Source organism: Pseudoduganella sp. GCM10020061 (genome assembly GCF_042683405.1).
Lineage (GTDB): Bacteria > Pseudomonadota > Gammaproteobacteria > Burkholderiales > Burkholderiaceae_D > Telluria.
In genome coordinates this window covers 78327-105224 of record NZ_JBHUJS010000012.1, presented here as the reverse complement: position 1 = coordinate 105224, position 26898 = coordinate 78327, and the positions used below count along the sequence as shown (strand labels likewise).

General features: G+C 66.9%; 24 protein-coding genes. 15 read left to right on the top strand and 9 right to left on the bottom strand.

Annotated features, from left to right (window positions below; all coding sequences use genetic code 11):
- Window positions 1-9: 9 nt before the first annotated feature.
- The 5 genes from ACFSQR_RS16195 to ACFSQR_RS16175 all read left to right on the top strand — a co-directional run bounded on the left by ACFSQR_RS16195 (window position 10) and on the right by ACFSQR_RS16175 (window position 6166).
- Complete coding sequence (locus ACFSQR_RS16195) at window positions 10-1065, top strand: ligase-associated DNA damage response exonuclease (RefSeq protein WP_377731012.1); 1056 nt, start codon at window positions 10-12, stop codon at window positions 1063-1065.
- Window positions 1058-2713 (top strand): ATP-dependent DNA ligase, encoded by a 1656-nt coding sequence (locus tag ACFSQR_RS16190; RefSeq protein ID WP_377731011.1) that lies wholly within the window; start codon window positions 1058-1060, stop codon window positions 2711-2713. Before ACFSQR_RS16195 ends, ACFSQR_RS16190 begins: the two co-directional genes overlap by 8 nt.
- On the top strand, window positions 2710-5160 hold the full coding sequence (locus ACFSQR_RS16185) for a ligase-associated DNA damage response DEXH box helicase (RefSeq protein WP_377731010.1): 2451 nt from the start codon (window positions 2710-2712) through the stop codon (window positions 5158-5160). The genes ACFSQR_RS16190 and ACFSQR_RS16185 overlap by 4 nt, the downstream gene beginning before the upstream one ends.
- Window positions 5157-5810 carry a ligase-associated DNA damage response endonuclease PdeM gene (pdeM, locus tag ACFSQR_RS16180; protein WP_377731009.1) on the top strand — a complete coding sequence of 218 codons (654 nt, stop codon included), beginning with the start codon at window positions 5157-5159 and terminating at the stop codon, window positions 5808-5810. Before ACFSQR_RS16185 ends, pdeM begins: the two co-directional genes overlap by 4 nt.
- Window positions 5811-5881: 71 nt before the next feature.
- Entirely contained in the window at window positions 5882-6166 is a 285-nt protein-coding gene (locus tag ACFSQR_RS16175; protein ID WP_377731008.1) for a hypothetical protein, read from the top strand.
- Between the two features lie 100 nt (window positions 6167-6266).
- Here ACFSQR_RS16175 and ACFSQR_RS16170 read toward each other — a convergent pair whose 3' ends face one another.
- Genes ACFSQR_RS16170 through ACFSQR_RS16160 form a run of 3 tightly spaced genes read right to left on the bottom strand, consistent with a single transcriptional unit; the run spans window position 6267 to window position 7887 of the window.
- On the bottom strand, window positions 6267-6623 hold the full coding sequence (locus ACFSQR_RS16170) for a hypothetical protein (protein ID WP_377731007.1): 357 nt from the start codon (window positions 6621-6623) through the stop codon (window positions 6267-6269).
- A gap of 12 nt (window positions 6624-6635) precedes the next feature.
- Window positions 6636-6995: a TetR/AcrR family transcriptional regulator gene (locus ACFSQR_RS16165; RefSeq protein WP_377731006.1), complete on the bottom strand. Its 360-nt coding sequence runs from the start codon at window positions 6993-6995 to the stop codon at window positions 6636-6638.
- A complete protein-coding gene (locus ACFSQR_RS16160) occupies window positions 6973-7887 on the bottom strand; it encodes a CPBP family intramembrane glutamic endopeptidase (RefSeq protein ID WP_377731005.1) in 915 nt (304 codons plus the stop codon). The genes ACFSQR_RS16165 and ACFSQR_RS16160 overlap by 23 nt, the downstream gene beginning before the upstream one ends.
- Before the next feature lie 81 nt (window positions 7888-7968).
- Here ACFSQR_RS16160 and ACFSQR_RS16155 point away from each other — a divergent pair, with 81 nt between their 5' ends.
- Window positions 7969-8841 (top strand): PhzF family phenazine biosynthesis protein, encoded by an 873-nt coding sequence (locus ACFSQR_RS16155; RefSeq protein ID WP_377731004.1) that lies wholly within the window; start codon window positions 7969-7971, stop codon window positions 8839-8841.
- Window positions 8842-8915: 74 nt separating this feature from the next.
- On the opposite strand, the gene ACFSQR_RS16150 is transcribed toward ACFSQR_RS16155, so the two are convergent.
- The 4 genes from ACFSQR_RS16150 to ACFSQR_RS16135 form a co-directional block, all read right to left on the bottom strand.
- Window positions 8916-9701, bottom strand: coding sequence for a Crp/Fnr family transcriptional regulator (locus ACFSQR_RS16150; protein ID WP_377731059.1), 786 nt, complete (start codon window positions 9699-9701; stop codon window positions 8916-8918).
- 242 nt (window positions 9702-9943) lie between these two features.
- Window positions 9944-10588, bottom strand: a complete 645-nt coding sequence (locus tag ACFSQR_RS16145) for a response regulator (RefSeq protein WP_377731003.1) — start codon at window positions 10586-10588, stop codon at window positions 9944-9946.
- A gap of 54 nt (window positions 10589-10642) precedes the next feature.
- Window positions 10643-11107 (bottom strand): universal stress protein, encoded by a 465-nt coding sequence (locus tag ACFSQR_RS16140; RefSeq protein WP_377731002.1) that lies wholly within the window; start codon window positions 11105-11107, stop codon window positions 10643-10645.
- 86 nt (window positions 11108-11193) lie between these two features.
- Window positions 11194-11448 (bottom strand): hypothetical protein, encoded by a 255-nt coding sequence (locus tag ACFSQR_RS16135; protein WP_377731001.1) that lies wholly within the window; start codon window positions 11446-11448, stop codon window positions 11194-11196.
- Between the two features lie 104 nt (window positions 11449-11552).
- Between ACFSQR_RS16135 and ACFSQR_RS16130 the strand changes: the two genes are divergently transcribed.
- Both ACFSQR_RS16130 and ACFSQR_RS16125 read left to right on the top strand, forming a co-directional pair.
- Entirely contained in the window at window positions 11553-12383 is an 831-nt protein-coding gene (locus ACFSQR_RS16130; protein ID WP_377731000.1) for a protein phosphatase CheZ, read from the top strand.
- A complete protein-coding gene (locus tag ACFSQR_RS16125) occupies window positions 12383-14233 on the top strand; it encodes a chemotaxis protein CheA (RefSeq protein WP_377730999.1) in 1851 nt (616 codons plus the stop codon). Before ACFSQR_RS16130 ends, ACFSQR_RS16125 begins: the two co-directional genes overlap by 1 nt.
- Before the next feature lie 106 nt (window positions 14234-14339).
- On the opposite strand, the gene ACFSQR_RS16120 is transcribed toward ACFSQR_RS16125, so the two are convergent.
- Window positions 14340-16127, bottom strand: coding sequence for a S8 family peptidase (locus ACFSQR_RS16120; protein WP_377730998.1), 1788 nt, complete (start codon window positions 16125-16127; stop codon window positions 14340-14342).
- A 348-nt stretch (window positions 16128-16475) separates the two neighbouring features.
- A complete protein-coding gene (locus ACFSQR_RS16115; protein WP_377730996.1) occupies window positions 16476-18260 on the bottom strand; it encodes a S8 family peptidase in 1785 nt (594 codons plus the stop codon).
- Between the two features lie 271 nt (window positions 18261-18531).
- Here ACFSQR_RS16115 and leuC point away from each other — a divergent pair, with 271 nt between their 5' ends.
- The 7 genes from leuC to truA all read left to right on the top strand — a co-directional run bounded on the left by leuC (window position 18532) and on the right by truA (window position 26896).
- The gene (gene leuC, locus ACFSQR_RS16110) at window positions 18532-19941 is read left to right on the top strand and encodes a 3-isopropylmalate dehydratase large subunit (protein WP_377730995.1); all 1410 of its coding nucleotides are present in this window, start codon (window positions 18532-18534) and stop codon (window positions 19939-19941) included.
- A gap of 15 nt (window positions 19942-19956) precedes the next feature.
- The gene (locus ACFSQR_RS16105) at window positions 19957-20079 is read left to right on the top strand and encodes an entericidin A/B family lipoprotein (RefSeq protein WP_377730994.1); all 123 of its coding nucleotides are present in this window, start codon (window positions 19957-19959) and stop codon (window positions 20077-20079) included.
- Window positions 20080-20124: 45 nt separating this feature from the next.
- On the top strand, window positions 20125-20769 hold the full coding sequence (gene leuD / locus ACFSQR_RS16100; RefSeq protein WP_377730993.1) for a 3-isopropylmalate dehydratase small subunit: 645 nt from the start codon (window positions 20125-20127) through the stop codon (window positions 20767-20769).
- Window positions 20770-20779: 10 nt separating this feature from the next.
- Entirely contained in the window at window positions 20780-21850 is a 1071-nt protein-coding gene (leuB, locus tag ACFSQR_RS16095) for a 3-isopropylmalate dehydrogenase (protein WP_377730992.1), read from the top strand.
- 26 nt (window positions 21851-21876) lie between these two features.
- Entirely contained in the window at window positions 21877-23001 is a 1125-nt protein-coding gene (gene asd / locus ACFSQR_RS16090) for an aspartate-semialdehyde dehydrogenase (protein ID WP_377730991.1), read from the top strand.
- A gap of 257 nt (window positions 23002-23258) precedes the next feature.
- Window positions 23259-26099: a FimV/HubP family polar landmark protein gene (locus ACFSQR_RS16085; RefSeq protein WP_377730990.1), complete on the top strand. Its 2841-nt coding sequence runs from the start codon at window positions 23259-23261 to the stop codon at window positions 26097-26099.
- Window positions 26099-26896 carry a tRNA pseudouridine(38-40) synthase TruA gene (gene truA, locus ACFSQR_RS16080; RefSeq protein WP_377730989.1) on the top strand — a complete coding sequence of 266 codons (798 nt, stop codon included), beginning with the start codon at window positions 26099-26101 and terminating at the stop codon, window positions 26894-26896. The genes ACFSQR_RS16085 and truA overlap by 1 nt, the downstream gene beginning before the upstream one ends.
- Window positions 26897-26898 lie beyond the last annotated feature (2 nt).

Genomic DNA, 26898 nt, shown 5'->3' with positions numbered 1-26898 from the left:
GGGCGGCGCATGAGCGACATGGTGGTCGTGCGCCGGGAAGGCATGTATTGCGTGCCCGGCGACTTCTATATCGATCCCTGGCGGCCCGTGGGGCGCGCCGTGATCACGCACGCCCACGGCGACCATGCGCGCTGGGGCAGCGAGCGCTATCTCACGGCGGCCAGCGGCGTCGGCATCCTGCGTTCACGTCTGGGCGACATCCAGGTCGACGCGCTCGACTACGGCGACACCGTCGTGCACAACGGCGTGAAGATCTCGCTGCATCCCGCAGGGCACGTGCTGGGCTCGGCCCAGGTGCGGATGGAATACCAGGGCGAGGTCTGGGTCGCGTCCGGCGACTACAAGGTGGAGCCGGATGGCACCTGCACGCCGTTCGAGCCGGTGCGCTGCGACACCTTCATCACCGAATCCACGTTCGGCCTGCCGATCTACCGCTGGTGCCCCCAGCAGGAACTGTTCGACGAGATCAATGCCTGGTGGCGCAAGAACGCGGCGCAGGGGCGCGCGAGCGTGGTGTTCGCCTACGCTTTCGGCAAGGCGCAGCGCATCCTGTCAGGACTGGATCCGTCGATCGGTCCCATCATCTGCCATGGCGCGGCCGAACCGCTGAACCGGGTCTACCGCGAGGGCGGCGTGCAGCTACCCGTAACGCACATGGTCACGGAGGTCGAGAAGGCGGATATCCGGCGCTCGATCGTCATCGCGCCGCCGTCCGCGGCGGGCTCGCCGTGGATGAAGCGCTTCGGCGACTACAGCGATGCATTCGCGAGCGGCTGGATGCAATTGCGCGGCGCGCGCCGCCGGCGTGGGGTGGACCGCGGCTTTGTGCTGTCCGACCATGCCGACTGGCCCGGGCTGATGACGGCGATCCGCGCCACCGAGGCCGAGCGGGTCATCGTCACGCACGGCTCGGTCGGCGTGATGGTGCGCTGGCTGCGCCAGATCGGTCTCGATGCGGCAGTGTTCGAGACCGAATTCGGCGACGACGAGGCCGAGTCCAGCGACCCGAACGCGCCTGCCGCCAGCCCGGCGGAGGCCGCGCCGGAAGGAGCTGCCGATGCGTGAATTCGCGCGCCTGTATGCGGAGCTGGACGAAACTACCGCCACCAACCGCAAGCTGGAAGCGCTGCAGGCGTACTTCAGCACCGCCGTGCCCGAGAATGCCGCATGGGCCGTGTACTTCCTCGCGGGCGGCAAGCCGCGCCAGGCGGTGCCTTCCAAGCTGCTGCGCCAGTACGCCATCGAATATGCGGGCCTCGACGAATGGCTGTTCGACGAGTCGTATAACGCCGTGGGCGACATGGCGGAAACCATCGCGCACATCCTGCCCGCAGCGGACAAGCGCAGCGACGTCGGCCTGGCCGAGTGGATGCAGGAGCGCATCGGGCCGCTGCGCGGCGCCGATCCCGGCACGATCCGGGCGGCGCTGTTTTCCTACTGGGATGAACTCGACTGGCGCGAGCGCTTCCTGCTGGTCAAGCTGATCGGCGGCGCCTTCCGCGTCGGCGTGTCGCGCCTGCTGGTGACGCGCGCGTTGTCGAACATCGCGGCGGTGGACAGCAAGGTGATCGCGCAGCGCCTGATGGGATGGACCGACGGCACCGTGCGTCCCACCGGCGCGGGCTTCCTGCAGCTGATCGGCGCGCAGTCCGACGACGAGCACAAGCTGCGCGGCGGCCAGCCCTATCCCTTCTTCCTCGCCCACCAGCTGCAGGGAGAGCCGGCGGCGCTGGGCGACATCGCCGACTGGCAGGTGGAGTGGAAGTACGACGGCATCCGCGCGCAGCTGGTCAGGCGGGGCGGCCAGAGCTATATCTGGTCGCGCGGCGAGGACCTGATCACTGAGCGCTTTCCCGAGCTTGCGGCAGCGCGCGTGCCCGATGGGACCGTGATCGATGGCGAGATACTGGTATGGACGCCGGAAGGCACCCCGGCGCCGTTCGCTCAACTGCAAAAGCGCATCGGCCGCAAGACGCTGTCGGCAAAGCTGCTGGCGGAACTGCCCGCCGTGCTGGTCGCCTACGACCTGCTGGAGCAGGACGGCATGGACCTGCGCGAGCTGCCGCAGCGCGAACGGCGCACGTTGCTCGAAGAGCTGGTCCGGTCGCTGGGGACTATCCATGCGAGACAGTCCCCGAACGACGTGATCAAGCTGGCGCCGCTGGTGCACGCAACCGGATGGGACGAGCTGGCCGCCATCCGCAGCGAGTCGCGCGCCCGCTCCGTGGAAGGCATGATGCTCAAGGCCGCGTCGTCGCAATATGGGGTCGGCCGCACCAAGAGCGTCGGCACCTGGTGGAAGTGGAAGATCGACCCGTACTCGGTGGATGCGGTGCTGATCTACGCGCAGTCCGGGAGCGGCCGGCGCGCGTCGCTGTACACCGACTACACCTTCGCCGTGTGGGACGTGGACGAATCGGGCCAGCGCAAGCTGGTGCCGTTCGCGAAGGCGTATTCGGGCCTGACCGATGCCGAGATCGCGGTGGTGGACAACACGATCCGCCGCACCACGGTCGAGAAATTCGGCCCGGTGCGCAGCGTGCGTCCCACCATGGTGTTCGAGATCGGCTTCGAGGGCATCCAGCTCTCGACCCGGCACAAGGCGGGCATTGCGGTGCGGTTCCCGCGCATCCTGCGCCGGCGCGAGGACAAGCCGGTGGAAGATGCGGACTCGCTGGACACGCTGCGCTCGCTGCTCTCCGCCGCGCCATGACGAAGAGTGCGATGACGCAGGCGGTGGACGCCTGGTTCGCCCGGCGCGGCTGGAAGGTGTTTTCGTTCCAGCGCGCGGTATGGAAGGCCGCGATCGCCGGACAGTCCGGGCTCCTGCATGCCAACACCGGCGCCGGCAAGACCTATGCGGTGTGGTTCGCGGCCCTGCAGCGCAGCGCGCAGCGCAAGGGGAAGGGCATGCGGGTGCTGTGGATCACGCCCATGCGCGCCCTCGCGGCGGACACCGAACGCGCCCTGTGCGAGTCCGCCGCCGACCTGGCGCCCGGATGGAAGATCGGCTCGCGCACCGGCGACACCAGCTCGGCGCAGCGGGCCAGCCAGTCGCGCGCGATGCCCGCGGCGCTGATCACGACGCCGGAGAGCCTGTCGCTGCTGCTCAGCCACGCGTCGGCGCAGGAAAACTTCGCCTCGCTCGATACGGTGGTGATCGATGAATGGCACGAGCTGATGGGCAGCAAGCGCGGCGTGCAGGTGCAGCTGGCGCTGGCCCGCCTGCGGCGCTGGAACCCGGGCCTGGTGGTGTGGGGCTTGTCCGCGACCATGGGCAACCTCGACCTGGCGCGCCAGGTGCTGCTGGGCGGCGCGCCCGGCGTGCTGGTCGAAGGCGACCTGAAAAAGGAAATCCGAGTCGACACGCTCATCCCGGACAACCCGTCGCGCTTCCCCTGGGGCGGCCACCTCGGCATCCAGATGTTGATGCCGGTGATCCGCGAGATCGAACAGCACGAGGCCACGCTGGTGTTCACCAACACGCGCTCGCAGTCCGAACTGTGGTACCAGAACATCATCGAAGCGCGCCCCGACTGGGCCGGCCTGGTCGCGCTGCACCACGGCTCGCTCGACCGCGAGGTGCGCGAATGGGTCGAGCTGGGCCTGAAAAAGGGCCAGCTCAAGGCCGTGGTGTGCACGGCCAGCCTCGACCTCGGCGTGGACTTCCTGCCGGTGGAGCGGGTGCTGCAGGTCGGCAGCGCAAAAGGCATCGCGCGCCTGCTGCAGCGTGCGGGACGCAGCGGGCACGCGCCGGGCCGCGTGTCGCGCGTCACGCTGGTTCCCACCAACACGATGGAGCTGCTGGAAGCGGCGGGCGCGCGCGAGGCCGTGGCCAGGCGCCGCATCGAGGCGCGGATGGTGCCCAACAAGCCGTTCGACGTGCTGGTGCAGCACCTGGTCACGGTCGCGCTGGGCGGCGGCTTCCGCTCGGAGGAGCTGCTGGAGGAGGTCCGCACCGCCTGGTCGTACCGCAACCTGACCGGCGAGGAGTGGCAATGGGCGCTGGACTTCGTCGCGCGCGGCGGCCAGAGCCTGGTCGCCTATCCGGAGTACCGGCGCGTGCTGCCGGACGAAGAGGGCGTCTACCGCGTGCCGGACAGCGCGATCGGGCGCCGCCACCGCATGGGGATCGGGACCATCATGTCCGATTCCTCGGTGACGGTGAAGTACATGAGCGGAGGCAGGATCGGCAGCGTGGAGGAATCGTTCATCGGGCGCCTCAAACCGGGCGACCATTTCCTGTTCGGCGGGCGCATCCTGGAATTCGTGCGCGTGCACGAGATGACCGCCTTCGTGAAGCGGGCGACCGGCGCGCGCGGCGCCGTGTCGCGCTGGCAGGGCGCCAAGATGCCGATGTCTTCCGAGCTGGCGCATGCGATGCTGGAGCAGTTGCGGCTGGCGTCCCAGGGGCACATCGAAGGGCCGGAGATGGAGGCGATCCGGCCGCTGCTCGAGATCCAGCAGCGCTGGTCCTCGCTGCCGACCGACGAGGTGCTGGTGGTGGAGGCCATGAAGAGCCGCGAAGGCTACCACCTGTTCCTGTATCCCTTCGCGGGGCGATCGGTGCACATGGGCCTGGCCTCGCTGCTGGCGTTCCGGGTCGGGCGCATCGCCCCGATCACATTTTCGATCGCGATCAACGACTACGGTTTCGAGCTGCTGTCTTCCGAACCGGTGGACTGGCGCGCGCTGTTCGCGGGCGGCACCGGCGGCGACGTTGGCCTGTTCGATACGGACATGCTGCTGGAAGATGTGCTGGAAAGCCTGAACGCGACGCAGCTGTCGCAGCAGCGCTTCCGCGAAGTGGCGCGCATTTCAGGGCTGATCTTCCAGGGCTATCCGGGGCAGCCGAAAAGCAACCGCCAGCTGCAGGCGTCATCCTCGCTGTTCTTCGAGGTCTTCCGCAAGCACGATGCGGCCAACCTGCTGCTGACGCAGGCGCAGCGCGAGGTGATGGAGCAGGAACTGGAACTCACGCGGCTGCGCGATACGCTCACCGAGCTGCATGCGCGCCGCATCGCGTTCCACGAAATCCGGCGCGCCACCCCGTTCGGTTTTGCGCTGATGGTGGAGATGTTCCGCGAGAAGGTCACGACCGAAAAACTGAACGACCGCGTGGCGCGCATGCTGCGCGAGCTGGAAAAGGCGGCGGGATGAGCGGGGCGCACACGATCGAACTGGCCGGCGAGAGCGTGATGCTGCTGCCGGAAAAGGCACTGTACTGGCCGCGCGAGCGCACGCTGGTGGTGGCCGACATCCACTTCGGCAAGGCCGCAGCGTTCCGCGCGCTCGGCGTGCCGGTCCCGCGCGGCACCACGACGCAGAACCTGGAAGCGCTGGACCGGCTGCTGGCCGTGTACCCGGCAACGCGCATCGTGTTCCTCGGCGACTTCCTGCACGCGCGTGCTGCGCATGCCAAGGCGACGCTCGGCGCGATGGCCGAATGGCGTGCACGCAATCCCGGACTATCGCTGGTCCTCGTGCGCGGCAACCACGATCTCCACGCGGGCGATCCCGCTGCGGTGCTGGGGATCGAGATGGTTGACGAGCCCTTCGAAGCGGGCCCGTTCGCGTTCTGCCACCACCCGGACATCGCGGCAGACGGTTACGTGCTGGCGGGCCACGTGCATCCGGTGTTCCGGATCGCAACGCGCCTGGAGTCCGTGCGCCTGCCGTGCTTTGTCGCCGGTCCGCGGCGCATGATCCTTCCCTCGTTTGGCGCGTTTACCGGCGGCCATGCGATAGAACCTGTTGCAGGGGAAAGAGTCTATGTGGCGACTGAGGTACAGGTTCACCCTGTTCGTTGAGAGAGTTCGCTGTCGCACAGAACCGCAGCGTCACAGGGCGCTACAGTGCATTCATCTGCCCGGGAGTTTGCATGCGAAAGACAGCAATCGTTTCCACGGGCGCCATGCTGGCCGCCATGTACCTGTGCACCAGCCTCGCCGCCCAGGTACCAGCATCCACGCGCGAAGAACCTATCGCGCGCTATTGCACCAATTGCGCCACCGTGCAGTCGGTAACGAAGAATGGCAGCCGCTATCACCTTACGCTGCGCTATGCGTCCGGCAAAAGCCAGGCGCTTACTTATGACAACGACCCAGGATTTCGGGCGGGCGACAAGGTACGCGTGAACGACGGCGTACTCACCCGCGATGACTAGTTACTACCGGCTGCCCTATTCGCCAGCGCTCCGCAAGGTCCGCTGGTTTTTTTTGCCCGCATCCGCGACGGACGCCGCACGCGGTGTGGAACAAAGATCGTCAGCGCCGGTCGGCCGCCGCATTGATTTGCGCGGCAGTCGCGCGCGGGTCATCGACGCCGAGGATGATCCGCGCCCAGCGTTCGTTCGCCAGCTCGATCACGACCGGCTGGGTCTTGCGCGTCATGAACGCGAACTGGCGGTCCCCGCCTTTGATGAACGTGCCCGCGTAGATCAGGCCGGGCACCGCGGTGCCGGGCAGGCGCAGTCCCAGCGACGCGCTGCTGAAACCGGCGTCGTCGGTTGCGCCGCGCACGCTGGACAGCGGCACGCGGATGGTCTTCTGCAAGGCGGCCAGCGTCTCCCACAGGTTCATGTGAACCACCAGTTCGTTTTCGGTCAACTCCAGTGTCGGCATCGATGCGTCCTCTTAATCCAGATGGTGCAACAGGCGGTTTCCAAGCAATCCGGCGATGCCGTCTCCGGCCTCCGGCAGCGCGGCGCGGCACAGCAGCTTGATGGCGGCGTCCTGCGGCGCCATCTCCTTGAGTGCAATGATGAGCAGGTCGATCGATTCGGGCCGGGACGTCCATCCTGGCGCCAGCGCCTGCGCCAGCACCAGCTCGAACAGGTGGCGCTTCGAACCGAACGCCTTGTACAGGCTGCCGCGCTGCAGGCCGGTGGCGTTAAGCAGGTCGTCGACCGACGTGGCGTTGAAGCCCAGCGTGCCGAACACCGCGGCGGCGCGCGCGATGACGTCCGCTTCGTCAAACGTGCGCGGGCGTGCCATGCCTGTGCCTGGTGAAATGAAAGAGCAGGAGCGCGAGCAGGGCGGGGAAGATCCATCCGGTCCAGCCAAGCGGCGTCGCGACAGTCGGGTCGATCTCCTGCCCGGCGCGGCCGAACACGAGATAGAGTCCCGCCGCGGCATTGAACGCGCCGTGTCCGATCACTGCGGGCCAGACCGAGGCCGCCCGCAGCGTGAACCAGGACAGGACAGCGCCGACCGCGATGCACATGGCGCACATGCAGGCGAGTGCGAGCCAGGAAGGCGTCGCGCCATAGTTGTAGCCGAGCAGGATCACAGGTGCGTGCCACAAGCCCCAGGCGATGCCCGAAATTAGGATGGCAGGGACCGTACCCAGCGGCATGAGCCTGGGCAGCAGCCAGCCGCGCCATCCCAGCTCTTCGCCCAGCGCGCCGACCGCATTGAGCGGTGCGGCTGCAAACACCAGCACAACCTGTAAGGCCGCCACGACGTGCAGCGGGGGCAGCGCAGCCAGGGCCGCCTCGCGGCCGGCGAGTTTTTCACGCAGCAGCGCATCGAGTCCGGACAGGTGCTGCAAGTCGAACGCATAGACATCGAACAGCGCGCCGGCGGCCAGCGATGCCAGGGAGATGAGCAGGGCCGCAAGCGCGGCGCCCAGGCTGTAGAGCAGCGTGCGTCCGAGCGGACGCCACGGCTGCAGGCCGACGCTGCGCGGAAGATCGGCGCTGCGCTCCATGAAGCGCGCCACGGCCAGGGCGGCGATCGCTGGCGTCCACATGATCGCGATGGCGATCCACGTGAAGTACGGGTGCTTGATGCCGTCGCCCAACCAAAGGGGCAGCGCGACCAGCCAGGCGAGGCCGAAGGACAGCGCCAGGAAGAGCACAACCGGGAGGGGGCGGAATGTAGTCATGATGTGATTCTGATCATTGTGGAACGAACGGTCAACAATTATTTTTCGCTACACTGGACGCTCTGTCCGAGGAGCCGCGCCATGCCCACACTTCCATTCAAGCAGGTCGACGTGTTCACCCAAGTCCGGTTCAAGGGCAATCCTGTTGCGGTCGTGATGGACGGGCAGTCGCTCTCCACCAGCCAGATGCAGCAGATCGCCAACTGGACCAATTTGTCGGAAACGACGTTCTTGCTGCCGCCCAGCGAAGCGGGCGCGGATTATCGGGTGCGGATCTTCACGCCCGGCGCCGAACTGCCGTTCGCGGGACACCCCACCATCGGCACCGCGCACGCGCTGATGGAGTCCGGCGCGATCCGGCCACGTGCGGGACGCCTGGTCCAGCAGTGCAATGCCGGCCTCATTCCCCTGCATGTCGACGGCGAAGGCCCGGACCGGGCAATCGCCTTCGAACTCCCCGAGGCGAAGTTCAGCACCCTGGAAGCGGGCGACCGCGCGGAGCTCGAAGGCCTGCTTGGCGCATCGCCCACCGGCGCCGAGCCGCTGGTGGTCGATGTCGGTCCGCGCTGGGTGGTGCTGCAGCTTGGCTCCGCGCAGGACGTGCTGGCGCTCGCGCCGGACATGCAGCGCATGAAGGCGCAGGACTTGCGTCTCAGGCTGACCGGGGTGGTGGTGTTCGGCGAGCACCCGCCGGGCGGCCCGTCGCGTGTGGAGGTGAGGGCGTTTGCGCCGGCGCATGGGATTCCGGAAGATCCGGTCTGCGGCAGCGGGAACGGCGCACTGGCGGCGTTCGTGCGGCACACCGGGCAGGTCGGGCGCTTTGGCGCGGACCTGGTCGCGTCGCAGGGCGCGGCCGTCGGGCGGGCTGGCCTGGTCCGGCTGATGATCGGCACGGACGGCATCCGTGTCGGCGGCAATGCGGTGACCTGCATCGATGGGATGATCGCCGTCTGAGCGTGCGCGGCTGAATCACCGTCGGCAGCCGAAAAAAAGCCCGCCGGGAGGCGGGCTTCAAGGAGAAGCTGTGCTTATGCCGTGACCAGGGCCGGCGGCGCGGTCGACTCCGGATCCTTCTTGGCGGCCTGCTTGCTGCGCGAGCGCGACGGCGGCAGGCGGCGCAGCGTCTTGAGCGCTTCCGCGTCCTTGATGCCGATGGTGCGCTGGTCCACGGTAATCAGGCCGATCTCGTTGAAGGCCGACAGCGTGCGGCTCACGGTTTCCAGCGTCAGGCCCAGGTAGGACCCGATCTCATGGCGCGTCATGCGCAGGTTGAACAGTTTGCTCGAGTAGCCCATCGCGGCAAAGCGGTCGGCCAGCGACACCAGGAAGCGGGCGACGCGCGCTTCCGCCGACAGCGCGCCCAGCATGCCGATCATGGCCTGCTCGCGCACCAGCTCGCGGCTCATCACGCCGTACATCATGTTCTCCAGGTCCGCATGCACGCGGCCCAGCGCGGTCAGCTTCTTGAACGGCAGCAGGATCAGATCGCAGTCCGACAGGGCCACCGCCTCTGAGGCGTAGTGGCGGTTGTGGATGCCGTCCACGCCCAGCATGTCGCCCTTCATGGGGAAGGACAGCACCTGCTCGTTGCCGAATTCGTCGATCAGCACGGTCTTCAGGAAGCCGGAGTTGACGATGTACAGGGTGTCGAACGCCTGGCCGATCGTGTGGATGCGTTGTCCGGTCTTGAACTGGACGTGCTGGAACAGGAGTTCCTCGTTGGCGACCGAGACCGCGGCAGGAATGTGCAGCAAGTCGCAGACTTCTTTCAGGTTGGACCACAGGCGGCCCTGGCGCTGGCGTCCGGCTTCCATGGACGAGTGCACGGTCGACGATGCGGGAGTACGCATTTCTGGCTGTTGCGATGAGAGCATGCTTATCTCCTGTTGATTTTCGGGTACTACAGTGACCTGCAAGCAAGTCGGTTCGTTGAAAATCAGTATGCCAAGTTGAGGTCGGCATGAATATCAGCGTTGGCTGAATATCGGAGTAGGAGCCTGCGTAGTCTTGTAGGAAATTTCCTAACGGATTTTAATTTCCACAGGCAGAACGGCGCTCAGGACTTGAACGGGGACAGGAGACGGTGGGCGACGGCGTACTGGACCATTTCGGACAGCGAGGTCATGCCCATTTTCTGCATGATGCGGGTCTTGTGGGTCGAGACGGTCTTGACCGACAGGTGCAGGTTGTTGGCGATTTCGGTGATCGAGCGTCCCGCGACCAGCAGCGAAAACACTTCGAATTCGCGGTCGGACAGCTGCTTGTGCAGCAGCTGCTCGCTGGGCGTCATGATGTTGAGGGCGAGCTGCTCGGCCACCTCGGTACTGATGTAGGGGCGCCCGGAGGCCACCTTGCGGATCGCGCCCACCAGCTGGGTGCCCGCGCTTTCCTTGGTCAGATAGCCCTGGGCGCCGGCGCGGATCGCGCGCACCGCGTACTGCTCTTCCTCGTGCATGGTGAGGATCAGGATGGCCAGCTTGGGCGCTTCGCTGCGGATCTGGCGGATGAGGTCGACACCGCTGCGGCCCGGCATCGACAGGTCGAGCAGCAGCAGGTCGAACCCACCCTGGCGCACCAGCGCCAGGACCTCGAAGCCGTTGGTCGCTTCGCCCGTGATGTCGATGTCGAGGGCGCCGTCCAGGATGCGCTTGAGACCCTCGCGCATGATGGTGTGGTCGTCCGCAATGACAATTTTGATCATAGGTTCGCGTTCGGGCGCAGTCGATGTTGTTTCAGTGTAAATATTTTACTGCTACTAATCAACAGGTTGCTCGATCAGCCGGTGCACCAGCACTGGCTTGGTGGTGTGGGACAACACCTTGTTCGTCACGCTGCCCAGCAGGACCTGGCCCCAGCCGCTGCGGCCGTGCGAGCCGATGAAGATCAGGTCGCAATCATACTGTTCGGCTACCTCGACGATCTTGAGCGCGGTCGCGTCTGAAAACACCGTCAGGCTGTTGGCGGCCAGCCCGCAGGCCGCGGCCTTTTCCATAATTGGCCGCAAGTGTTCGGCGCCCGTGCGCACCATCGCCTCCTGGTACTCGTTCTCGCTCGGGTAGGCCGGCGGGACAATCTCGACGTACACCGGGTACTGGTACTCGGGCGCGACATACAGGGCCAGCACTTCGGCTTGCATTTGCTGGGCGAAACGCACGCCGGCGCATGCCGTGTGCTGCGATACCGTGGAACCGTCGGTCGTAATCAGAATCTTCCGATACATGGCACTCTCCCGGGGGTGGCAGGTTCGGACCGTTGCCAGGGCGCGCCTGTCCGGCTACGCCCCGCGACAACAACCCATTCTGCATTCTAGTCCGGCGCTTTGCGATGCCAAGCGCGCTTGAGTTTGATTTGTATCAAACTCATCCGTTTCGGAACAGGACTACGCACCTCGGCATTTACGGCAGAGCTTGCTGGTAACCATTTATCAATTCTTCTGGGAAACAAACCGGTGGTAAGATTACGGAATACAACACTCATACCGATTTTTCGTATCGGCTGGACAATTTTCTGCGTGGTTTTTGAAAAGCGCCAAACGCCGAGATTTACCGCCGTGTAGCGCACTGATACACTCGCGTCAATGGATGTTGCCGACAGTCACTTTAACGCGGCGCTCACTGACGGGTTCGGTGCGAATTTATAGATGAATGAATGGAGAAGCAGGAATTATGACCAACGCCGCTGATGATTTCGACGCACTGTTCGAGGAAGTGTCCGCGCAGCGCGCGGCCAGTGCAGCAGCGCCGGCGGTGGCGCCTGCGCCCGTAGCGCCTGCTCCGGTGGCGGACGAGGACGACCTGGAAGCCCTGTTCGACCAGGTGTCGGCCACCCGCGCCGAACCGGCGCCGGCAGCCGACACCCCTGCGGCGCCGGCTGCCCATGAAGAAGGCGAGCATGGCGACAATCCGATGTACGAACGCCTCGGCGGCATCGTGCGCCTGCTGCACGACTCGCTGCGCGAACTGGGCTACGACAAGGCGCTCACCGAAGCCTCGACCCAGATCGTGGATGCCCAGGACCGCCTGGAATATGTCGCCACGCTGACCGAGCAGGCTGCCAACAAGGTGCTCAACACCCTCGACGAAGGTATGCCCGAGCAGGACAAGCTGTCGCAGGAAGCGCGCGCGATGGAGCAGCGCTGGGAAGACCTCTTCAGCGGCAAGCTGTCGATCGACGAATTCAAGGCGCTGGCCGGCGACAGCCGCGGCTTCGCGCGCATGGTGACCGCGGCGACCGAGGCGGAAAAGGCCCGCCTGCTGGACATCATGATGGCGCAGGACTTCCAGGACATTACCGGCCAGCTGATCAAGAAGGTGGTAATCATTACCAAGACGGTCGAAAACGAGCTGGCCGAACTGCTGCGCGACAGCGCGCCGCCGGCCGTGCGCGAGCGCCTGGCCGCCAAGGAGCAGGAGTCGATCATGAGCGGGCCGTCGGTGCCGGCAGTGGCGCTTTCGCAGGACAGTGTTGACGATCTTCTCGCCGATCTGGGGTTCTGATGGACGATATGCTCAAGGACTTCGTGGTCGAGGCGCTTGACCTGGCGGTCAATGTCGAAGAGCACCTGCTCAGCCTCGAACGCGATCCCACCAACAAGGAAACGCTGAACGCCGTTTTCCGCTCCTTCCACACGATCAAGGGCGGCGCCGGCTTCATGAACCTGACCGCGCTGGTCGGGGCCTGCCACCTCACGGAAAACCTGTTCGACGCGCTGCGCACCGGCGCCGCGCCGGTCACGCCGCTGTCGATCGAGGCGGCGCTGCAGGCTTCCGGCTTTGTGGCCGACCAGCTCAACGCGCTGAACAACGGCACCGATCCGGAGCAGCTGGCCCCGTTGCCGCCTGCGCTCGAATCGATGCTGAAGGACGCCATCGACGGCAAGGAGCACGCCGCCCCGGCCGCGGCCGCCCCTGCGCCGAAAGCGCCGGCTCCGGTGCTGCAGGCCGTGCCAGCGGCCACCGCGCCAGGCGCCGATGGCCTCGACTGGGAAGCCATGTACATGGCGGTCGTCCCGCCCGGCACCCATGTGCCGGCAGCCGCGCCGGCTGCGGCGGCCGAGGCCGACGTGGTCGTCACGCCGGCGGAAATCGCCAAGGCCAAGGGCACCTGGGACGGCGTGGACCGCCGCGGCGGCAACGCGGAAGCGCGTCCGAACACCGCCCCGGCCAAGGAAGACTCGATCCGTATCGACGCGGTCAAGCTGGACGCGTTGCTGGAAGTGGCCGGCGAATCGGTGCAGGCAGCCAACCAGGCCGCCGTGCTGATGGAGCGCCTGCAGCAGTTCAAGTTCGAGGGCCAGGCCGGCGTGCTGATGGCGACCCTGACCGAGACGCTGGAGCGCGCGTCGCGCTACTCCGCCGAGCTGCAGCGCGCCACGCTGGCGACCCGCATGCAGCCGGTCGGCCGTCTGTTTCAGAAATTCCCGCGCCTCGTGCGCGAGCTGGCCAAGGACCTGGGCAAGGACGTCGAGCTGACCATCGAAGGCGCGGAGACGGAAGTCGACCGCGTGGTGGTGGACAGCCTGTACGACCCGCTGGTGCACATGCTGCGCAACGCGCTCGACCACGGCGTCGAGTCGCCGGAAGACCGCGTCGCTGCGGGCAAGCCGGCCAAGGCCTACATCTCGCTCAAGGCATGGCAGGAAGCGAACAGCGTCATGATCGTGCTGCAGGACGACGGCAAGGGCATGGACCCGGTCAAGCTGCGCAAGAAGGCGTTCGAGAAGGGCCTGATCGCCGAGAACGGCGCGCCGACCGACGACGAGGCATACCAGCTGGTGTTCCTGCCGGGCTTCTCGACCAAGGAAGTGGCGTCTTCGGTCTCGGGCCGCGGCGTCGGCATGGACGTGGTGCGCACCGCCGTGGAAAAGAACCGCGGCGCGATCCGCATCGATTCGCAGCTGGGCAGCGGCACCCGCTTCTCGATCCGCCTGCCGATCGAACTGTCGATCGTCCCGACCATGCTGGTCTCCACCTCGGGCGCCCAGCTGGCGCTGCCGATGGCGGCGGTCGAGCGCGTGGTCGAGCTGCCGGAGGAATTCGAACGTGTCGGCGGCGCCCCGGTGCTGCGCGACCAGGGCCGTCCGCTGCCGGTGCGCTCGCTGGCGTCCGCGCTGTCCTACGAGGACAACGTGGAACGCGTGGGCGTCGTGATCAATGCGCCAAGCCCGTACATCCTGTCGGTGAATGCCGTGGACGGCACCGCCGACCTGGTGATCAAGCCGATGACGGCGCTGTCGGTGGAAGGCATCACCGGCACCGCGCGCTCGGCCGAGGGCGAGCTGGTGCTGGTAGTGGGGCTGTCGTTCCTGATGGACCAGTGCCGTTCGGCAGTGCGCCTGGCTGCATAAGCCGGCCGCGCCGGAATGGAAAAAGGGTGGCGCATGCCACCCTTTTTGTTTGTCCAGGGACTAAAGAACAGGGACCGTCCCCGGCAGGGGACGGTCCCCGCCTTCTTTACCAGATCAGCTTGAGCGTGTACTTGCCGTTGGTGGCGCCGGTCGCACCCGACATGAAGTTTACGCGCACATAGACCGGCAGCGTCGCCGTACCGGTGTTCTGCACGGAGACCGCGTCGCTCGCGCCAGGACCGTTCGAGCTAGCCGCCACCAGCGCGCCCGAGGAATTGTAGGCGTTCAGGTCGTAGTCGTTGGTGGTGTTCGACATGGTCAGCGTCGCCGACAGCGTCTTGCCGGCCGGGAGCTGCACCACGTAGTAGTCGAGGTCATTCGACTTCGAGATGGTGCCGTTGACCGTGGTGTCGCTGGCCGTAATTGCCTGCGCACGGCCGGTGCTGTTGTTGGTCTCCACCTCGGCGATCGTGGTGGTAGGCGTCGGCGTGACGCCGAATGCCGCATCGACCGCAGCGTTCGCGTCAAGGATGCCGGTGCCGCAGCCGCTGCAGGTGGCAGGGAATGCGCGTGCAGTCGCCTTCAGCTTGTTCTCGATTTCGTCAGGCGTCAGCGCAGGATTCTTCGACAGCATCAGCGCAGCCACGCCGGCCACGTGCGGGGTCGCCATCGAGGTGCCCTGGTAGCCGGCATAGTTGTCCGCCAGCGGTACCGTGGTGCCCGAGTTCAGCGTGGACCACACGTAGCCGCTGGAATCGCCGCCAGGTGCCGCCAGGTCGACCACGGTGCCGTAGTTGGAGTACGACGCACGTCCACCGCTCTTGGTCGTGGCCGCGATCGTGACGACGCCCGCGCAGTTGGCCGGGTTGGCATTGGATGCGTTGACATTGGAATTACCGGCCGCGACGATGACCACCGAGCCGCGCGAGCGTGCGGTGTTGATCGCGCTCTGGGTGGTGGTGCTGCACGAGCCGGAGCCGCCCAGCGACATGTTCAGCACCTTGGCCGGGTTGGCGTTGGCCGGAACGCCGGAGACGGTGCCGCCGGATGCCCAGATGATGCCGTCGGCGATGTCGGAGGTGTAGCCGCCGCACTTACCCAGTACGCGCACCGGTACCACCTTGGCGCCGTACGCCACGCCCGCCATGCCCAGGCCATTGTTGGTGACGGCGGCGATGGTGCCGGACACGTGGGTTCCGTGCCAGCTGGACGACTGGTCGCTGATCGGCTTGCCCATGCCGCACTCGCCGGCCACGACGGCGTCGCCCGGATCGCTGGCATCGCTGTCGCGCAGGTCGCCGTCGTTGGCGATGGACAGGGTGCTGATGAAGTCATAGCCCGGCAGGAGGTTGGCGGCCAGGTCGACGTGCGGGCGGTAGCCGGTGTCGATCACCGCGACGGTGACGCCGGTGCCGATCGATTTGTCCCATGCGAGGTCGGCGCGCATACCGCCCACCGCGTCAAAATAGTGCCATTGGTACGAGTAGTAGGTATCGTTCGGCGTCCCCATCTTTTCCATGATCAGGTCCGGCTCGGCGTAGGCGACAGTCGCATCGCGCGACGCGAGTTCGCGCGCCAGTGCTTCGGCTTCCGCGCGGGTGATGCGCTTGTTGATCTGCAGGACGTGCGCGCCGGTAGCGGTGGTGCGCAGGGCACGCATCTGCAGGCCGAACTGGCGGCCGGCCCGGTCGACGTGGGCGATGCGATCGCCGATCGGCGGCACGTGGGCGGCGCCCTTGGCGGCCGGGCTTGCGTCCTTGTACTTCACGATCAGGCGGTCGGTCTCGCCCGACGGCTGAACGGTCGGGGACTGGTACTGGGGAACGCCTGCAAATGCTGCGCCAAAGAATCCTGCCATTGCGGCCAGTGCGAAGAAGCTTTGCTTGTGGATCATGTTTTTTCCTGTATGAGGTTTGACTTCGGGAAGACCTTGCAAACAACCACATTCGATTCCGTGTTACTTGACATACATATTGTTGTTATTTGTAATGAAATGTATCGGAAATGTAGATTTGTGTCAGGAAAAATTCACGGGAATGTAACTGCCGGGATGTGGCGCGGCGCAGCAAACGTGTGCCGCGTGGCTTGGCGCCCAAGGCTGGCTTCAGAGGGAGGGATGTGCTGTCGCGCCGCACAAAAGCGGTATGGACGAGTGTCAGATTTACGGCACGATTCGCCGCACGATTGAACTTGGCGAAACAAATGTGGTAGCGGCCCGGCGCGCGCCAGGCGCGGGGGGCGCTTACCAGGTGAGCCGGAGCGTGTAGCTGCTCGCGGTGCCGCCGTAGTTGCCGCCGGTGAACTTCACGCGCACGTAGTAGGGCGCTGTGGTGGTGCCGGTGTTCTGGACTTTGACCGTGTCGGTCTGGCCGAATCCGTTCTGGCTGGCCGCCACCAGGGAGCCGGAGGGATTGTAGGCATACACATCATAGTCGTTGACCGGGCTGGACATGGTGAGCGTCGCCGTCAGCGATTTGCCGGCGGGGAGCTGCACCAGGAAGTAGTCGTTGTCGGTTGCCGCCGCCATGCTGCCGGTGACAATGGTGCCGCTGGCCGTCACCGCGTTGTAGGTCGCCATCGTATTGTTCGGCTCCCGTTCGGCCATGTTGACGGATGGCGTCGCCGCGGGCAGGGCGGCATCGACCGCGCGCGACGCGTCCAGGATGCCGGCGCCGCAGCCGCTGCAGGCGGCCGGGAAAGGGCGCGCCGTGGACTTGAGCTTCGCTTCCACCTCGTCCGGGGTCAGGTTCGGATTCTTCGACAGCATCAGCGCGGCCACGCCGGCCACGTGCGGCGTTGCCATCGATGTGCCCTGGTACCAGGCGTAGCTGTCCGCCAGCGGCGCGCGCGTGCCGGTGTTCAGGGTCGACAGGATCGCTCCGCCCGTTCCGCCGCCGGGCGCGGCCAGGTCCACCACCGCGCCGTAGTTCGAGTATCCCGCCCGGCCCCCGTTGCGCTGGGTCGCGGCCACCGTCACCACGCCGGCGCAGTTGGCCGGATTGGTGTTCGCCGCATCGATGCTCGAGTTACCCGCCGCGACCACCACTACCGATCCGCGCGAACGGGCGCTGTTGATGGCGCTTTGCGAAGTGATGCTGCAACTGCCGCTGCCGCCCAGCGACAGGTTCAGCACGCGCGCGCGGTTGGCGTTGAGCGGCACGCCGGTGATGGTGCCGCCGGATGCCCAGATGATGCCGTCCGCGATATCGGAGGTATACCCGCCGCATTTGCCCAGCACGCGCACCGGCACGGTCTTGGCGCCGTAGGCCACGCCCGCGACCCCGGCGCCATTGTTGGTCCGGGCGCCGATCGTGCCGGTCACGTGGGTGCCGTGCCAGCTGGAGTTTTGCGCCGCGCTGCCGCTGTAGCATTCGCCGGCGTTGACCGCGTCGCCCGTGTCGCGCGCATCGTTGTCGCGGCCGCCGCCATCGTTCGCCATCGTGGCGCTGCTGATGAAGTCGTAGCCGGGCAGGATCTGGCCGCTCAGGTCCGCGTGGGGCAGGTAGCCGGAGTCGATCACGGCCACGTTCACGCCCGCGCCCGTGGCCTTGTCCCAGGCCAGGTTCGCGCGCATGCCGCCGGTCGGCTCGAAGTAATGCCATTGCTGGTTATAGCTCGGGTCGTTCGGCGTGGCCATCGGCTGCAGCAGGTAGTCCGGCTCGACGTACTCGATGCTGGAATCGCGCGCCTTCAGGTCGCGCGCCAGCGCTTCGGCCTCGGCCCGGTTCAGCTTGCGGCTCACCTCGATCACGTGCGCGCCGGTGGCAGTCGAGCGCAGCTGGCGCATGGTCGCGCCGAACGCGCGGCCCGACTGGCCCAGGTGTTCCAGCTGCTGCGCGTTGATGGGCGGGACCCGCGCCGCGCCCTTGCCGGCGGGCGCGGCATCCTTGTACTTGACGATCAGCCGGTCGGTGCGCGGCGTGGCCTTGGCCGCTTCCTGCTGGGGAGAGCGGAAATCGCCGCCCGCGAACGCCGGCAGCGCAAGGCAAGCCAGCAGGACGGGCGCGACAACGGAGAGATGCTTCATGGAGTCCTCCGCACGAGAGCGTAGCCGTAAGAGTACTCCCGCCCGCGGCGCGTTTCGATAGTGTTCAGTATGTACTGAAGATTATTTGCATTCCGGTGCAAAATTGCAAAGGACCTATGGGCAACGGCTGAATTATGCAAATAATAATTGCATGGGCGATAATGCAAGGAAATATGCGCCACCCCGGCGGAACTTTTTGCAAGGCTGTGCCGCAGTGCACAATTGATGGCATAATCAAATTCGCCCTTTTGCCTGCCACGCACGCCGATCGATGAAGACGCTCTACGACAAACTCTGGGAATCCCACGTTGTGCGGGAGGACGCCGACGGCACCGCGCTGCTGTACATCGACCGCCACCTGGTGCATGAAGTGACCAGTCCCCAGGCATTCGACGGCCTGCGCGACGCCGGCCGCCAGCCGTGGCGCGTGTCCGCCAACCTGGCGGTGGCCGACCACAACGTGCCCACCGCCGGCCGCGCCGGCGGCATCGCCGACCCGGTCTCGCGCCTGCAGGTCGAGACCCTCGACAGCAATGCCCGGCGCTACGGCCTGACCTACTTCGACATGAACGACAAGCGCCAGGGCATCGTGCACGTGATCGGCCCCGAGCAGGGCGCCACGCTGCCCGGCATGACGGTCGTGTGCGGCGATTCGCACACCTCCACGCACGGCGCGTTCGGCGCGCTCGCGCACGGCATTGGCACCTCCGAAGTCGAGCACGTGCTGGCCACGCAGACCCTGGTCACGCGCAAGTCGAAATCGATGCTGGTGCGGATCGACGGCCAGCCTGGCGCCGGCGTGACGGCCAAGGACATCGTGCTGGCCGTGATCGGCACGATCGGCACGGCGGGCGGCACCGGCTATGCGATCGAATTCGGCGGCGAGGCGATCCGCGCGCTGTCGATGGAAGGGCGCATGACGGTCTGTAACATGGCCATCGAGGCCGGCGCCCGCGCCGGCATGATCGCGGTGGACGACACCACCATCGACTACATCAAGGGCCGTCCGTTCGCGCCGCAGGGCGCGCAATGGGACCAGGCGGTCGCCTGCTGGCGCACGCTGCATTCCGACCCGGGCGCGCGCTTCGACCAGGTGGTCGTGCTCGACGCCGCCGCCATCCGGCCGCAAGTTACGTGGGGCACCTCGCCCGAGATGGTCGCCGCCATCGATGGCCGCGTGCCCGATCCTGCGCAGGAGCCCGACAGCGTGCGCCGCGAAGCGATCGAAAAAGCGCTGCGCTACATGGACCTGGCGCCCAATACGCCCATCGGCGACATCCGCATCGACAAGGTGTTCATCGGTTCGTGCACCAACTCGCGCATCGAGGACCTGCGCGCGGCCGCCGACGTGGTGCGAGGCCGCCAGCGCGCGCCCGGCGTGCGCCTGGCCATGGTGGTGCCGGGCTCCGGCCTGGTCAAGGAACAGGCCGAGCGCGAAGGCCTCGACCGCGTGTTCATCGACGCGGGCTTCGAATGGCGCGACCCGGGCTGCTCGATGTGCCTGGCCATGAACGCCGACCGGCTCGAGCCGGGCGAGCGCTGCGCCTCGACCTCGAACCGCAATTTCGAAGGCCGCCAGGGACCCGGCGGCCGCACCCATCTCGTCTCTCCTGCGATGGCGGCAGCCGCCGGCATCGCGGGCCATTTCGTCGACGTGCGCGCACTGCACGCACATTCTTAATCCAGGAGTAAATCAATGAAAAAACTGTTCGCACTCGCCGCCGTCGCATTCGTCCTCGCAGGCTGCAACACCATCGAAGGCATCGGCAAGGACGTGCAGAAGGCCGGCCAGGCAGTCGAAGGCGTCGGCCGCCGTTAACCGGCCGTCCCGCGCGAGCGGGAGGCCCCATCCGGACGCAAGCACATGGAAAAACTGATCCAGCACGAAGGCCTGGTCGCGCCGCTCGACCGCGCCAACGTCGATACCGACGCCATCATCCCGAAGCAGTTCCTGAAATCGATCCACCGGACCGGTTTCGGGCCCAACCTGTTCGACGAGTGGCGCTACCTCGACCACGGCGAACCGGGCATGGACAATGCGGCGCGCCCGCTCAACCCGGAGTTCGTGCTGAACCAGCCGCGCTACCAGGGCGCCTCGATCCTCCTGGCGCGCAAGAACTTCGGCTGCGGCTCCTCGCGCGAGCACGCGCCGTGGGCGCTGCAGCAGTACGGTTTTCGCGTCATGATCGCGCCCAGCTTCGCCGACATCTTCTACAACAACTGCTTCAAGAACGGCCTGCTGCCGGTCGTGCTGTCCGAGGACGAGGTGGAGCAGCTGTTCCAGGCCGTGCAGGCCACGCCGGGCTACCGCCTGGTGGTGGACCTGGAGCGGCAGCAGGTTACGGCGCCCGATGGCACGGCCTGGCGTTTCGAGGTCGATGCGTTCCGCAAGCACTGCCTGCTGAACGGCCTGGACGACATCGGCCTGACTTTGCAGCATGCCGGCGAGATCCGCGCCTTCGAAGCGCGCCGCCTGGCCGCGCAGCCGTGGCTGGCCAACGTCATCTGAAAAGGACACCATGAAAATCGCCATCCTGCCGGGTGACGGCATCGGGCCCGAGATCGTGGCGCAGGCCGTGAAAGTGCTGCGCGCGCTGGGCGAGCCGTTCGAGATGGAACAGGCGCCGGTAGGCGGCGCGGGCTATGCCGCAGCCGGCCATCCGCTGCCGGAAGCGACGCTGCAGCTGGCGCGCGAAGCGGACGCGGTGCTGTTCGGCGCGGTCGGCGATTACCGCTACGACCACCTGGAGCGCGCGCTGCGTCCCGAGCAGGCCATCCTCGGCCTGCGCCGCGAACTGCAGCTGTTCGCCAACCTGCGGCCCGCGATCCTGTATCCGGAACTGGCCGGCGCGTCCACGCTCAAGCCCGAGGTGGTGTCCGGCCTCGACATCCTGATCGTGCGCGAGCTGACCGGCGACATCTACTTCGGCAAGCCGCGCGGCGTGCGCGAGTGCCCGGACGGCCCGTTCAAGGGCGAGCGCGAAGGCTTCGACACCATGCGCTATGCCGAAAGCGAAATCCGCCGCATCGCGCACGTGGCGTTCCAGGCCGCGCGCAAGCGCCATGGCCGCGTGACCAGCGTGGACAAGGCCAACGTGCTGGAGACCTTCCAGTTCTGGCGCGAGATCGTGATCGACGTACACGGTGACTACCGCGACGTCCAGCTGGAGCACATGTACGTCGATAATGCCGCAATGCAGCTGGTGCGCGCGCCCAAAAAGTTCGACGTGATCGTCACCGGCAATATGTTCGGCGACATCCTGTCCGACTGCGCGGCCATGCTGACCGGCTCGATCGGCATGCTGCCCTCGGCATCGCTGGACGCAGGCGGCAAGGGCCTGTACGAGCCCTCGCACGGCTCCGCGCCGGACATCGCGGGGCAGGGCATCGCCAATCCGCTGGCGACCATCCTGTCGGCCGCGATGATGCTGCGTTATTCGCTGGGCCGCGAGCAGCAGGCCGCGCGCATCGAGGATGCGGTGCGCAGCGTGCTGGCGCAGGGCCTGCGCACCCCCGACATTTACGAACCCGGCACCACCCGGGTCGGCACCGGACAGATGGGCGACGCGGTCGTCGCGGCGCTCGCATAACGAATTAAACCAATCAAGGATTGACGATGAAACTAGTAGGCCTGGTAGGCTGGCGCGGCATGGTGGGCTCGGTCCTCATGCAGCGCATGCAGGAAGAGGGCGACTTCGCCCACATCGAACCGCTGTTCTTCACCACCTCCAACCCCGGCGGGGCGGCACCCGCGATGGCGAAGAACGAAACCACGCTCAAGTCCGCGACCGACATCGCCGAGCTGTCCAGGTGCGAGATCATCATCTCCTGCCAGGGCGGCGATTACACGTCCGAAGTCTATCCGCAGCTGCGCGCGGCCGGCTGGAACGGCTACTGGATCGACGCGGCGTCGACGCTGCGCATGAACGACGACGCGGTGATCGTGCTCGACCCGGTCAACCAGCATGTGATCAAGGATGCGCTGGGCCGCGGCGTGAAGAACTACATCGGCGGCAACTGCACCGTGTCGTGCATGCTGATCGGCCTGGGCGGCCTGTTCCAGCACAACCTGGTGGAGTGGATGACGTCCATGACCTACCAGGCGGCATCCGGCGGCGGCGCGCAGCACATGCGCGAGCTGCTGACCCAGTTCGGCACCATCAACGCCGCCGTGCGTCCGCTGCTGGACAATCCGGCCGCCGCGATCCTCGAGATCGACCGCGGTGTGCTCTCGACCCAGCACGGCATGGGCGCCGACGAAACGAAGCAATTCGGCGTGCCGCTGGCCGGCAACCTGATCCCGTGGATCGACAAGGACCTGGGCAACGGCCAGTCGAAGGAAGAATGGAAGGGCGGCGCCGAGACCAACAAGATCCTCGGCCGCGGCGCCGCCTTCGGCAGCGCGCCGATCCCGGTGGACGGCCTGTGTGTGCGCATCGGCGCAATGCGCTGCCACTCGCAGGCGCTGACCATCAAGCTCGCGCGCGACGTGCCGCTGGACGAAATCAACGACATCATCGCGTCCGCCAACCAGTGGGTGAAGCTGGTGCCGAACACGCGCGAGGACTCGATGCGCGACCTGACCCCGGCAGCGGTCACGGGCAAGCTGGGCATCCCGGTGGGCCGCGTGCGCAAGATGTCGATGGGCGGCGAGTACCTGTCCGCGTTCACGGTGGGCGACCAGCTGCTGTGGGGCGCGGCGGAACCGCTGCGGCGCATGCTGCGCATCCTGCTCGACTGACCAGGCCTATCGTCCCCGCGGATGCGGGGACCCGTACCGGGCTGCATCCAGGGCAAACCCGGCATGGATCCCCGCTTTTGCGGGGATGACGCGACAAAAGCCTGAGCTTCTTGGCAAGTCCGTTATTACGATGCTCAGAGAACGTTGGCTGCCCCCGTCATTTCCCCCCTGAATGCTTGCATGCCATAGAGCATGATGATATGTTGGCCCCTCAGAAGACGGGCTTTTGCCCCCTGTAAACTCAATTGCTTCCTACTATGCATGTAAAACATCGTCCCCAGATCGTGTCGTTCGCGTTGAAAGCCATGACGGGCGCCGTCGCCAGCGTGCTGCTTGCGGGCTCCGCCTACGCCGCCGGCCTGGGCAAGCTGACCGTCCTGTCCTCGCTTGGCCAGCCGCTGCGCGCCGAGATCGAGCTGACGGCAGTGGCGCCGGAGGAAGCACAGGGACTGGCAGTCAAGCTCGCGTCGGCCGACGCCTTCCGCGCGGCCAACATCGAATTCAACCCGGCGCTGATGTCGCTGCAATTTACGGTGGACCAGCGCAACGGCCGCCAGTATGTGCGCGTCACCTCCAGCCAGCCGCTCAACGAGCCCTTCGTGGACATGCTGATCGAGCTGTCGTGGGCCAACGGCCGCCTGGTGCGCGAATACACCTTCCTGCTCGACCCGGCCGAACTGCGCACCACGCAATCGGCGCAGGTGGCGCCGCAAGCGGTGCGCCAGCCGGCCGAACAGCGTCCCGCCGCCGCGCCGGTGCAGCGCCCGGCGCCGCAGCCGGCGGCTGCCAAGCCGGCCGCGCCGGCCCAGGGCGAAACCGAGTACCGCGTGCGCGCCGGCGACACGCTGGGCAAGATCGCCCGTGAAATCAGGCCGGCCGACATCTCGCTCGACGTGATGCTGGTGGCGCTGTACCGCGCCAATCCGGACGCCTTCATCGGCAATAACATGAACCGCCTGCGTTCGGGCACCATCCTCACGGTGCCGGACAGCGACGCGATCCGCGGCGCCGGCGAAGGCGAAGCGCGCGGCGTCGTGGTCGCGCATGCCGCCGACTTCAACGCCTACCGCAACAAGCTGGCCGGCCAGGTCGCCAGCGCCGACCCGTCGCGCGCGACGGAAGCCTCGCAGTCCGCCGCCGGCCGCATCACGGCCCGCGTGCAGGAGCGTCCGACCGCGGTCAATGAAGCGAAGGACCAGCTGCGCCTGTCGCGCGCTCCAGCCGCAGGCGACGCCGCCCAGGGCGGCAGCGCCGGCGTGGAAGAGCGCATCGCCAAAGAGCGCGAGCTGGCCGACGCAGCCGCGCGCGTCAAGGAACTCGAACGCAACGTCAGCGAGCTGGAACAGCTGCTGGCAGTGAAGGGCGGCACGCCCGCGACCGCGCCGGCCGGCGAACTGACGCAAACCCCGCCGCCGGCCGCGCAGCCTGCGGCCACCGCGCCCGCCAAGCCGAAGCGCGAAGCGCGCCTGGACAGGAAGCGCTCCGTGGCCGAGCCGACGCTGGTCGACAGCATCATCGGCAACCTGCACTACATCGGCGGCGCGCTGCTGGCGCTGCTGCTCGCGGCCTACGCGATCAGCAAGCGCCGCAAAAAGACCGTGGAAGACGCCGTGATCCTGGCGCCAAGCACGCTCGGCGCGCCAAGCGAGCAGGCCCCGTCCATGTTCGCCGAAACCGGCGGCCAGAGCGTCGACACCAGCAACAGCGTCTTCAATTCCAGCTTCGCCCCATCGGCCAGCCAGCTCGACACCAACGAAGTCGATCCGGTCGCCGAAGCGGACGTGTACATCGCCTATGGCCGCGACGCCCAGGCCGAGGAAATCCTGAAGGAAGCGCTGCGCACCCATCCGGAACGCATGCCGGTGCGCCTCAAGCTGCTGGAGATTTACGCATCGCGCAAGGACCAGCGCGCATTCGAAACCCAGGCCGGCGAGATCTACAGCCTCACCAAGGGCACCGGCGACGACTGGGCGCAAGCTGCGGCGCTGGGCCTGGCGATCGACCCGCTCAATCCGCTGTATGCCGGCGCGCCAGGCGCACCGGCGGCCACGCCATCGGCCGAGGAACGCGATCAGCAGGCGCTGCTGACGCAGGAACTGGACGACGCGCTGACCGCCTCCCCGGCAGCGCCAATGGACCTGGACCTGAGCCGCGACATGGCTACCGCGCTGCCGCTGGACGAGGCCCCGGCCCAGCCGAAGGAAGAAGAGCACACGCTGGACTTCGACCTTGGCGGCCTGTCGTTCGAGCCTGAAAAGACTGCCTCGCCTGCGCCGGAAGCCGCTGCCGCTCCGCTCGAGCCGCTGGCCGACCTGTCGTTCGACATGGATGCGACCGCCGTTCCGGCATCCGATGCCGCGCCTGCCGCGAAGGAAGAGCCCCAGCTGGAGCCCGCCGACAGCGCCGAACTGCCGGACATGGCGTTCGACCTGGCCTTCGATACGCCTGCCGCCGAAACGAAAGCGGACACCCCGGCAGAGCCGGTGGAAGCCCGCCTGGACGACCTGAGCCTGGACTTCATGCCGGCGACCGCCCCTGCGGCGGCTGCCGACGATGCGGCGATGGCCGACCTGGCGCGCGAATTCGACCTGCCGGACCTGCCCGAACTGCCGGCCGCCCAGCCGGCTGCCGCGACCCCGACGGCCGGCGCCGACCTGCCGGACGCAATGCTCGACCTGGACGCAATGGACTTCGACCTGGCTGCCCAGGAAGTGGACGACCAGGCCGGCAAGCCTGCGCCTGCCGCGCAAGCGGTGGAGCCGTCCGAATTCGACGCCGACATGTTCTCGCTCGAACTGCCGGCATCGGCCGACACCCCGGCGCCTGCCGCGGCGGCACCGGCTGCGCCATCGTTCGACCTGTCTGGCCTGGACCTGGACCTGCCTGCCGTGGGCGAGCCGGAAGAGGCGACCGCCGTGCCGGAGCCGATCGAAGCGGGCGCCGAAAACATGGAAATGGAAACCAAGCTGGATCTTGCCATCGCCTACCAGGAGATCGGCGACAAGGAAGGCGCGCGCGAACTGGTCGACGAAGTGATCAAGGGCGGCACCCCGGCCCAGGTTGCAAAGGCAAGCGCACTGCGCGAACAGCTGGTTTGATGAAGCGGATCGCACTCGGCGTGCAGTACGACGGCACGCCCTGGAACGGTTACCAGAAACAGACAGACCGCAACACCGTGCAGGACAGGCTGGAGATCGCACTCGAAAAATTCGCGTGCGTGAAGCTGGCCACCACCTGCGCCGGCCGCACCGACCGCGGCGTCCACGCGACCGAGCAGGTGGTCCATTTCGACACCGACCTGGCGCGCGCGCCGCAGTCCTGGGTGCGCGGCACCAACACCTTCCTGCCCGATTCGATCGTGGTGCGCTGGGCGCACGAGCTGCCGGTCATCGAGGGCGACGAGTTCCACGCGCGCTTTGCCGCGCGCTCGCGCACCTACCACTACGTGCTGTACAACCATGCGGTGCCATCCTCGCTGCTGCATGGCCGGGCCGGCTGGGTATTCCGCCCGCTGGACGTGGAGCGCATGCGCGAAGCCGCCGCCCACCTGCTGGGCACGCACGACTTTACCGCCTTCCGCTCGTCCGAATGCCAGGCCAAGTCGCCCATCAAGCAGATGCACGAGATCGGCATCGAGCGGCGCGGGGACCTGATCGTCTTTACGCTGCGCGCATCGGCCTTCCTGCACCACATGGTGCGCAATATCGTCGGCAGCCTGATCTTCGTCGGCACCGGCCGCAACGAGCCGGACTGGATGGCCGGCGTGCTGGCCGGGCAGGACCGCAACCTGGCCGCGCCGACCTTCATGCCGGACGGGCTGTACCTCGCCAAAATCGAGTACGATGACAAATGGGGCCTGCCGCAGGAAAAGCTGAGCCCCTTGCCCTGGTTCTGACT

Bases quoted from the DNA above. Each gene is read 5' to 3' on its own strand.
- ACFSQR_RS16185 (WP_377731010.1), top strand. From the start codon at position 2,710: ATGACGAAGAGTGCGATGACGCAGGCGGTGGACGCCTGGTTCGCCCGG.
- ACFSQR_RS16085 (WP_377730990.1), top strand. From the start codon at position 23,259: ATGCATGTAAAACATCGTCCCCAGATCGTGTCGTTCGCGTTGAAAGCC.
- ACFSQR_RS16115 (WP_377730996.1), bottom strand. From the start codon at position 18,260: ATGAAGCATCTCTCCGTTGTCGCGCCCGTCCTGCTGGCTTGCCTTGCG.
- leuD (WP_377730993.1), top strand. From the start codon at position 20,125: ATGGAAAAACTGATCCAGCACGAAGGCCTGGTCGCGCCGCTCGACCGC.
- ACFSQR_RS16120 (WP_377730998.1), bottom strand. From the start codon at position 16,127: ATGATCCACAAGCAAAGCTTCTTCGCACTGGCCGCAATGGCAGGATTC.
- ACFSQR_RS16105 (WP_377730994.1), top strand. From the start codon at position 19,957: ATGAAAAAACTGTTCGCACTCGCCGCCGTCGCATTCGTCCTCGCAGGC.
- ACFSQR_RS16130 (WP_377731000.1), top strand. From the start codon at position 11,553: ATGACCAACGCCGCTGATGATTTCGACGCACTGTTCGAGGAAGTGTCC.
- leuB (WP_377730992.1), top strand. From the start codon at position 20,780: ATGAAAATCGCCATCCTGCCGGGTGACGGCATCGGGCCCGAGATCGTG.
- ACFSQR_RS16145 (WP_377731003.1), bottom strand. From the start codon at position 10,588: ATGATCAAAATTGTCATTGCGGACGACCACACCATCATGCGCGAGGGT.
- ACFSQR_RS16160 (WP_377731005.1), bottom strand. From the start codon at position 7,887: ATGACTACATTCCGCCCCCTCCCGGTTGTGCTCTTCCTGGCGCTGTCC.
- ACFSQR_RS16190 (WP_377731011.1), top strand. From the start codon at position 1,058: ATGCGTGAATTCGCGCGCCTGTATGCGGAGCTGGACGAAACTACCGCC.
- ACFSQR_RS16150 (WP_377731059.1), bottom strand. From the start codon at position 9,701: ATGGAAGCCGGACGCCAGCGCCAGGGCCGCCTGTGGTCCAACCTGAAA.
- ACFSQR_RS16195 (WP_377731012.1), top strand. From the start codon at position 10: ATGAGCGACATGGTGGTCGTGCGCCGGGAAGGCATGTATTGCGTGCCC.
- pdeM (WP_377731009.1), top strand. From the start codon at position 5,157: ATGAGCGGGGCGCACACGATCGAACTGGCCGGCGAGAGCGTGATGCTG.
- truA (WP_377730989.1), top strand. From the start codon at position 26,099: ATGAAGCGGATCGCACTCGGCGTGCAGTACGACGGCACGCCCTGGAAC.
- ACFSQR_RS16155 (WP_377731004.1), top strand. From the start codon at position 7,969: ATGCCCACACTTCCATTCAAGCAGGTCGACGTGTTCACCCAAGTCCGG.
- asd (WP_377730991.1), top strand. From the start codon at position 21,877: ATGAAACTAGTAGGCCTGGTAGGCTGGCGCGGCATGGTGGGCTCGGTC.
- ACFSQR_RS16140 (WP_377731002.1), bottom strand. From the start codon at position 11,107: ATGTATCGGAAGATTCTGATTACGACCGACGGTTCCACGGTATCGCAG.
- ACFSQR_RS16165 (WP_377731006.1), bottom strand. From the start codon at position 6,995: ATGGCACGCCCGCGCACGTTTGACGAAGCGGACGTCATCGCGCGCGCC.
- ACFSQR_RS16170 (WP_377731007.1), bottom strand. From the start codon at position 6,623: ATGCCGACACTGGAGTTGACCGAAAACGAACTGGTGGTTCACATGAAC.
- ACFSQR_RS16175 (WP_377731008.1), top strand. From the start codon at position 5,882: ATGCGAAAGACAGCAATCGTTTCCACGGGCGCCATGCTGGCCGCCATG.
- leuC (WP_377730995.1), top strand. From the start codon at position 18,532: ATGAAGACGCTCTACGACAAACTCTGGGAATCCCACGTTGTGCGGGAG.
- ACFSQR_RS16125 (WP_377730999.1), top strand. From the start codon at position 12,383: ATGGACGATATGCTCAAGGACTTCGTGGTCGAGGCGCTTGACCTGGCG.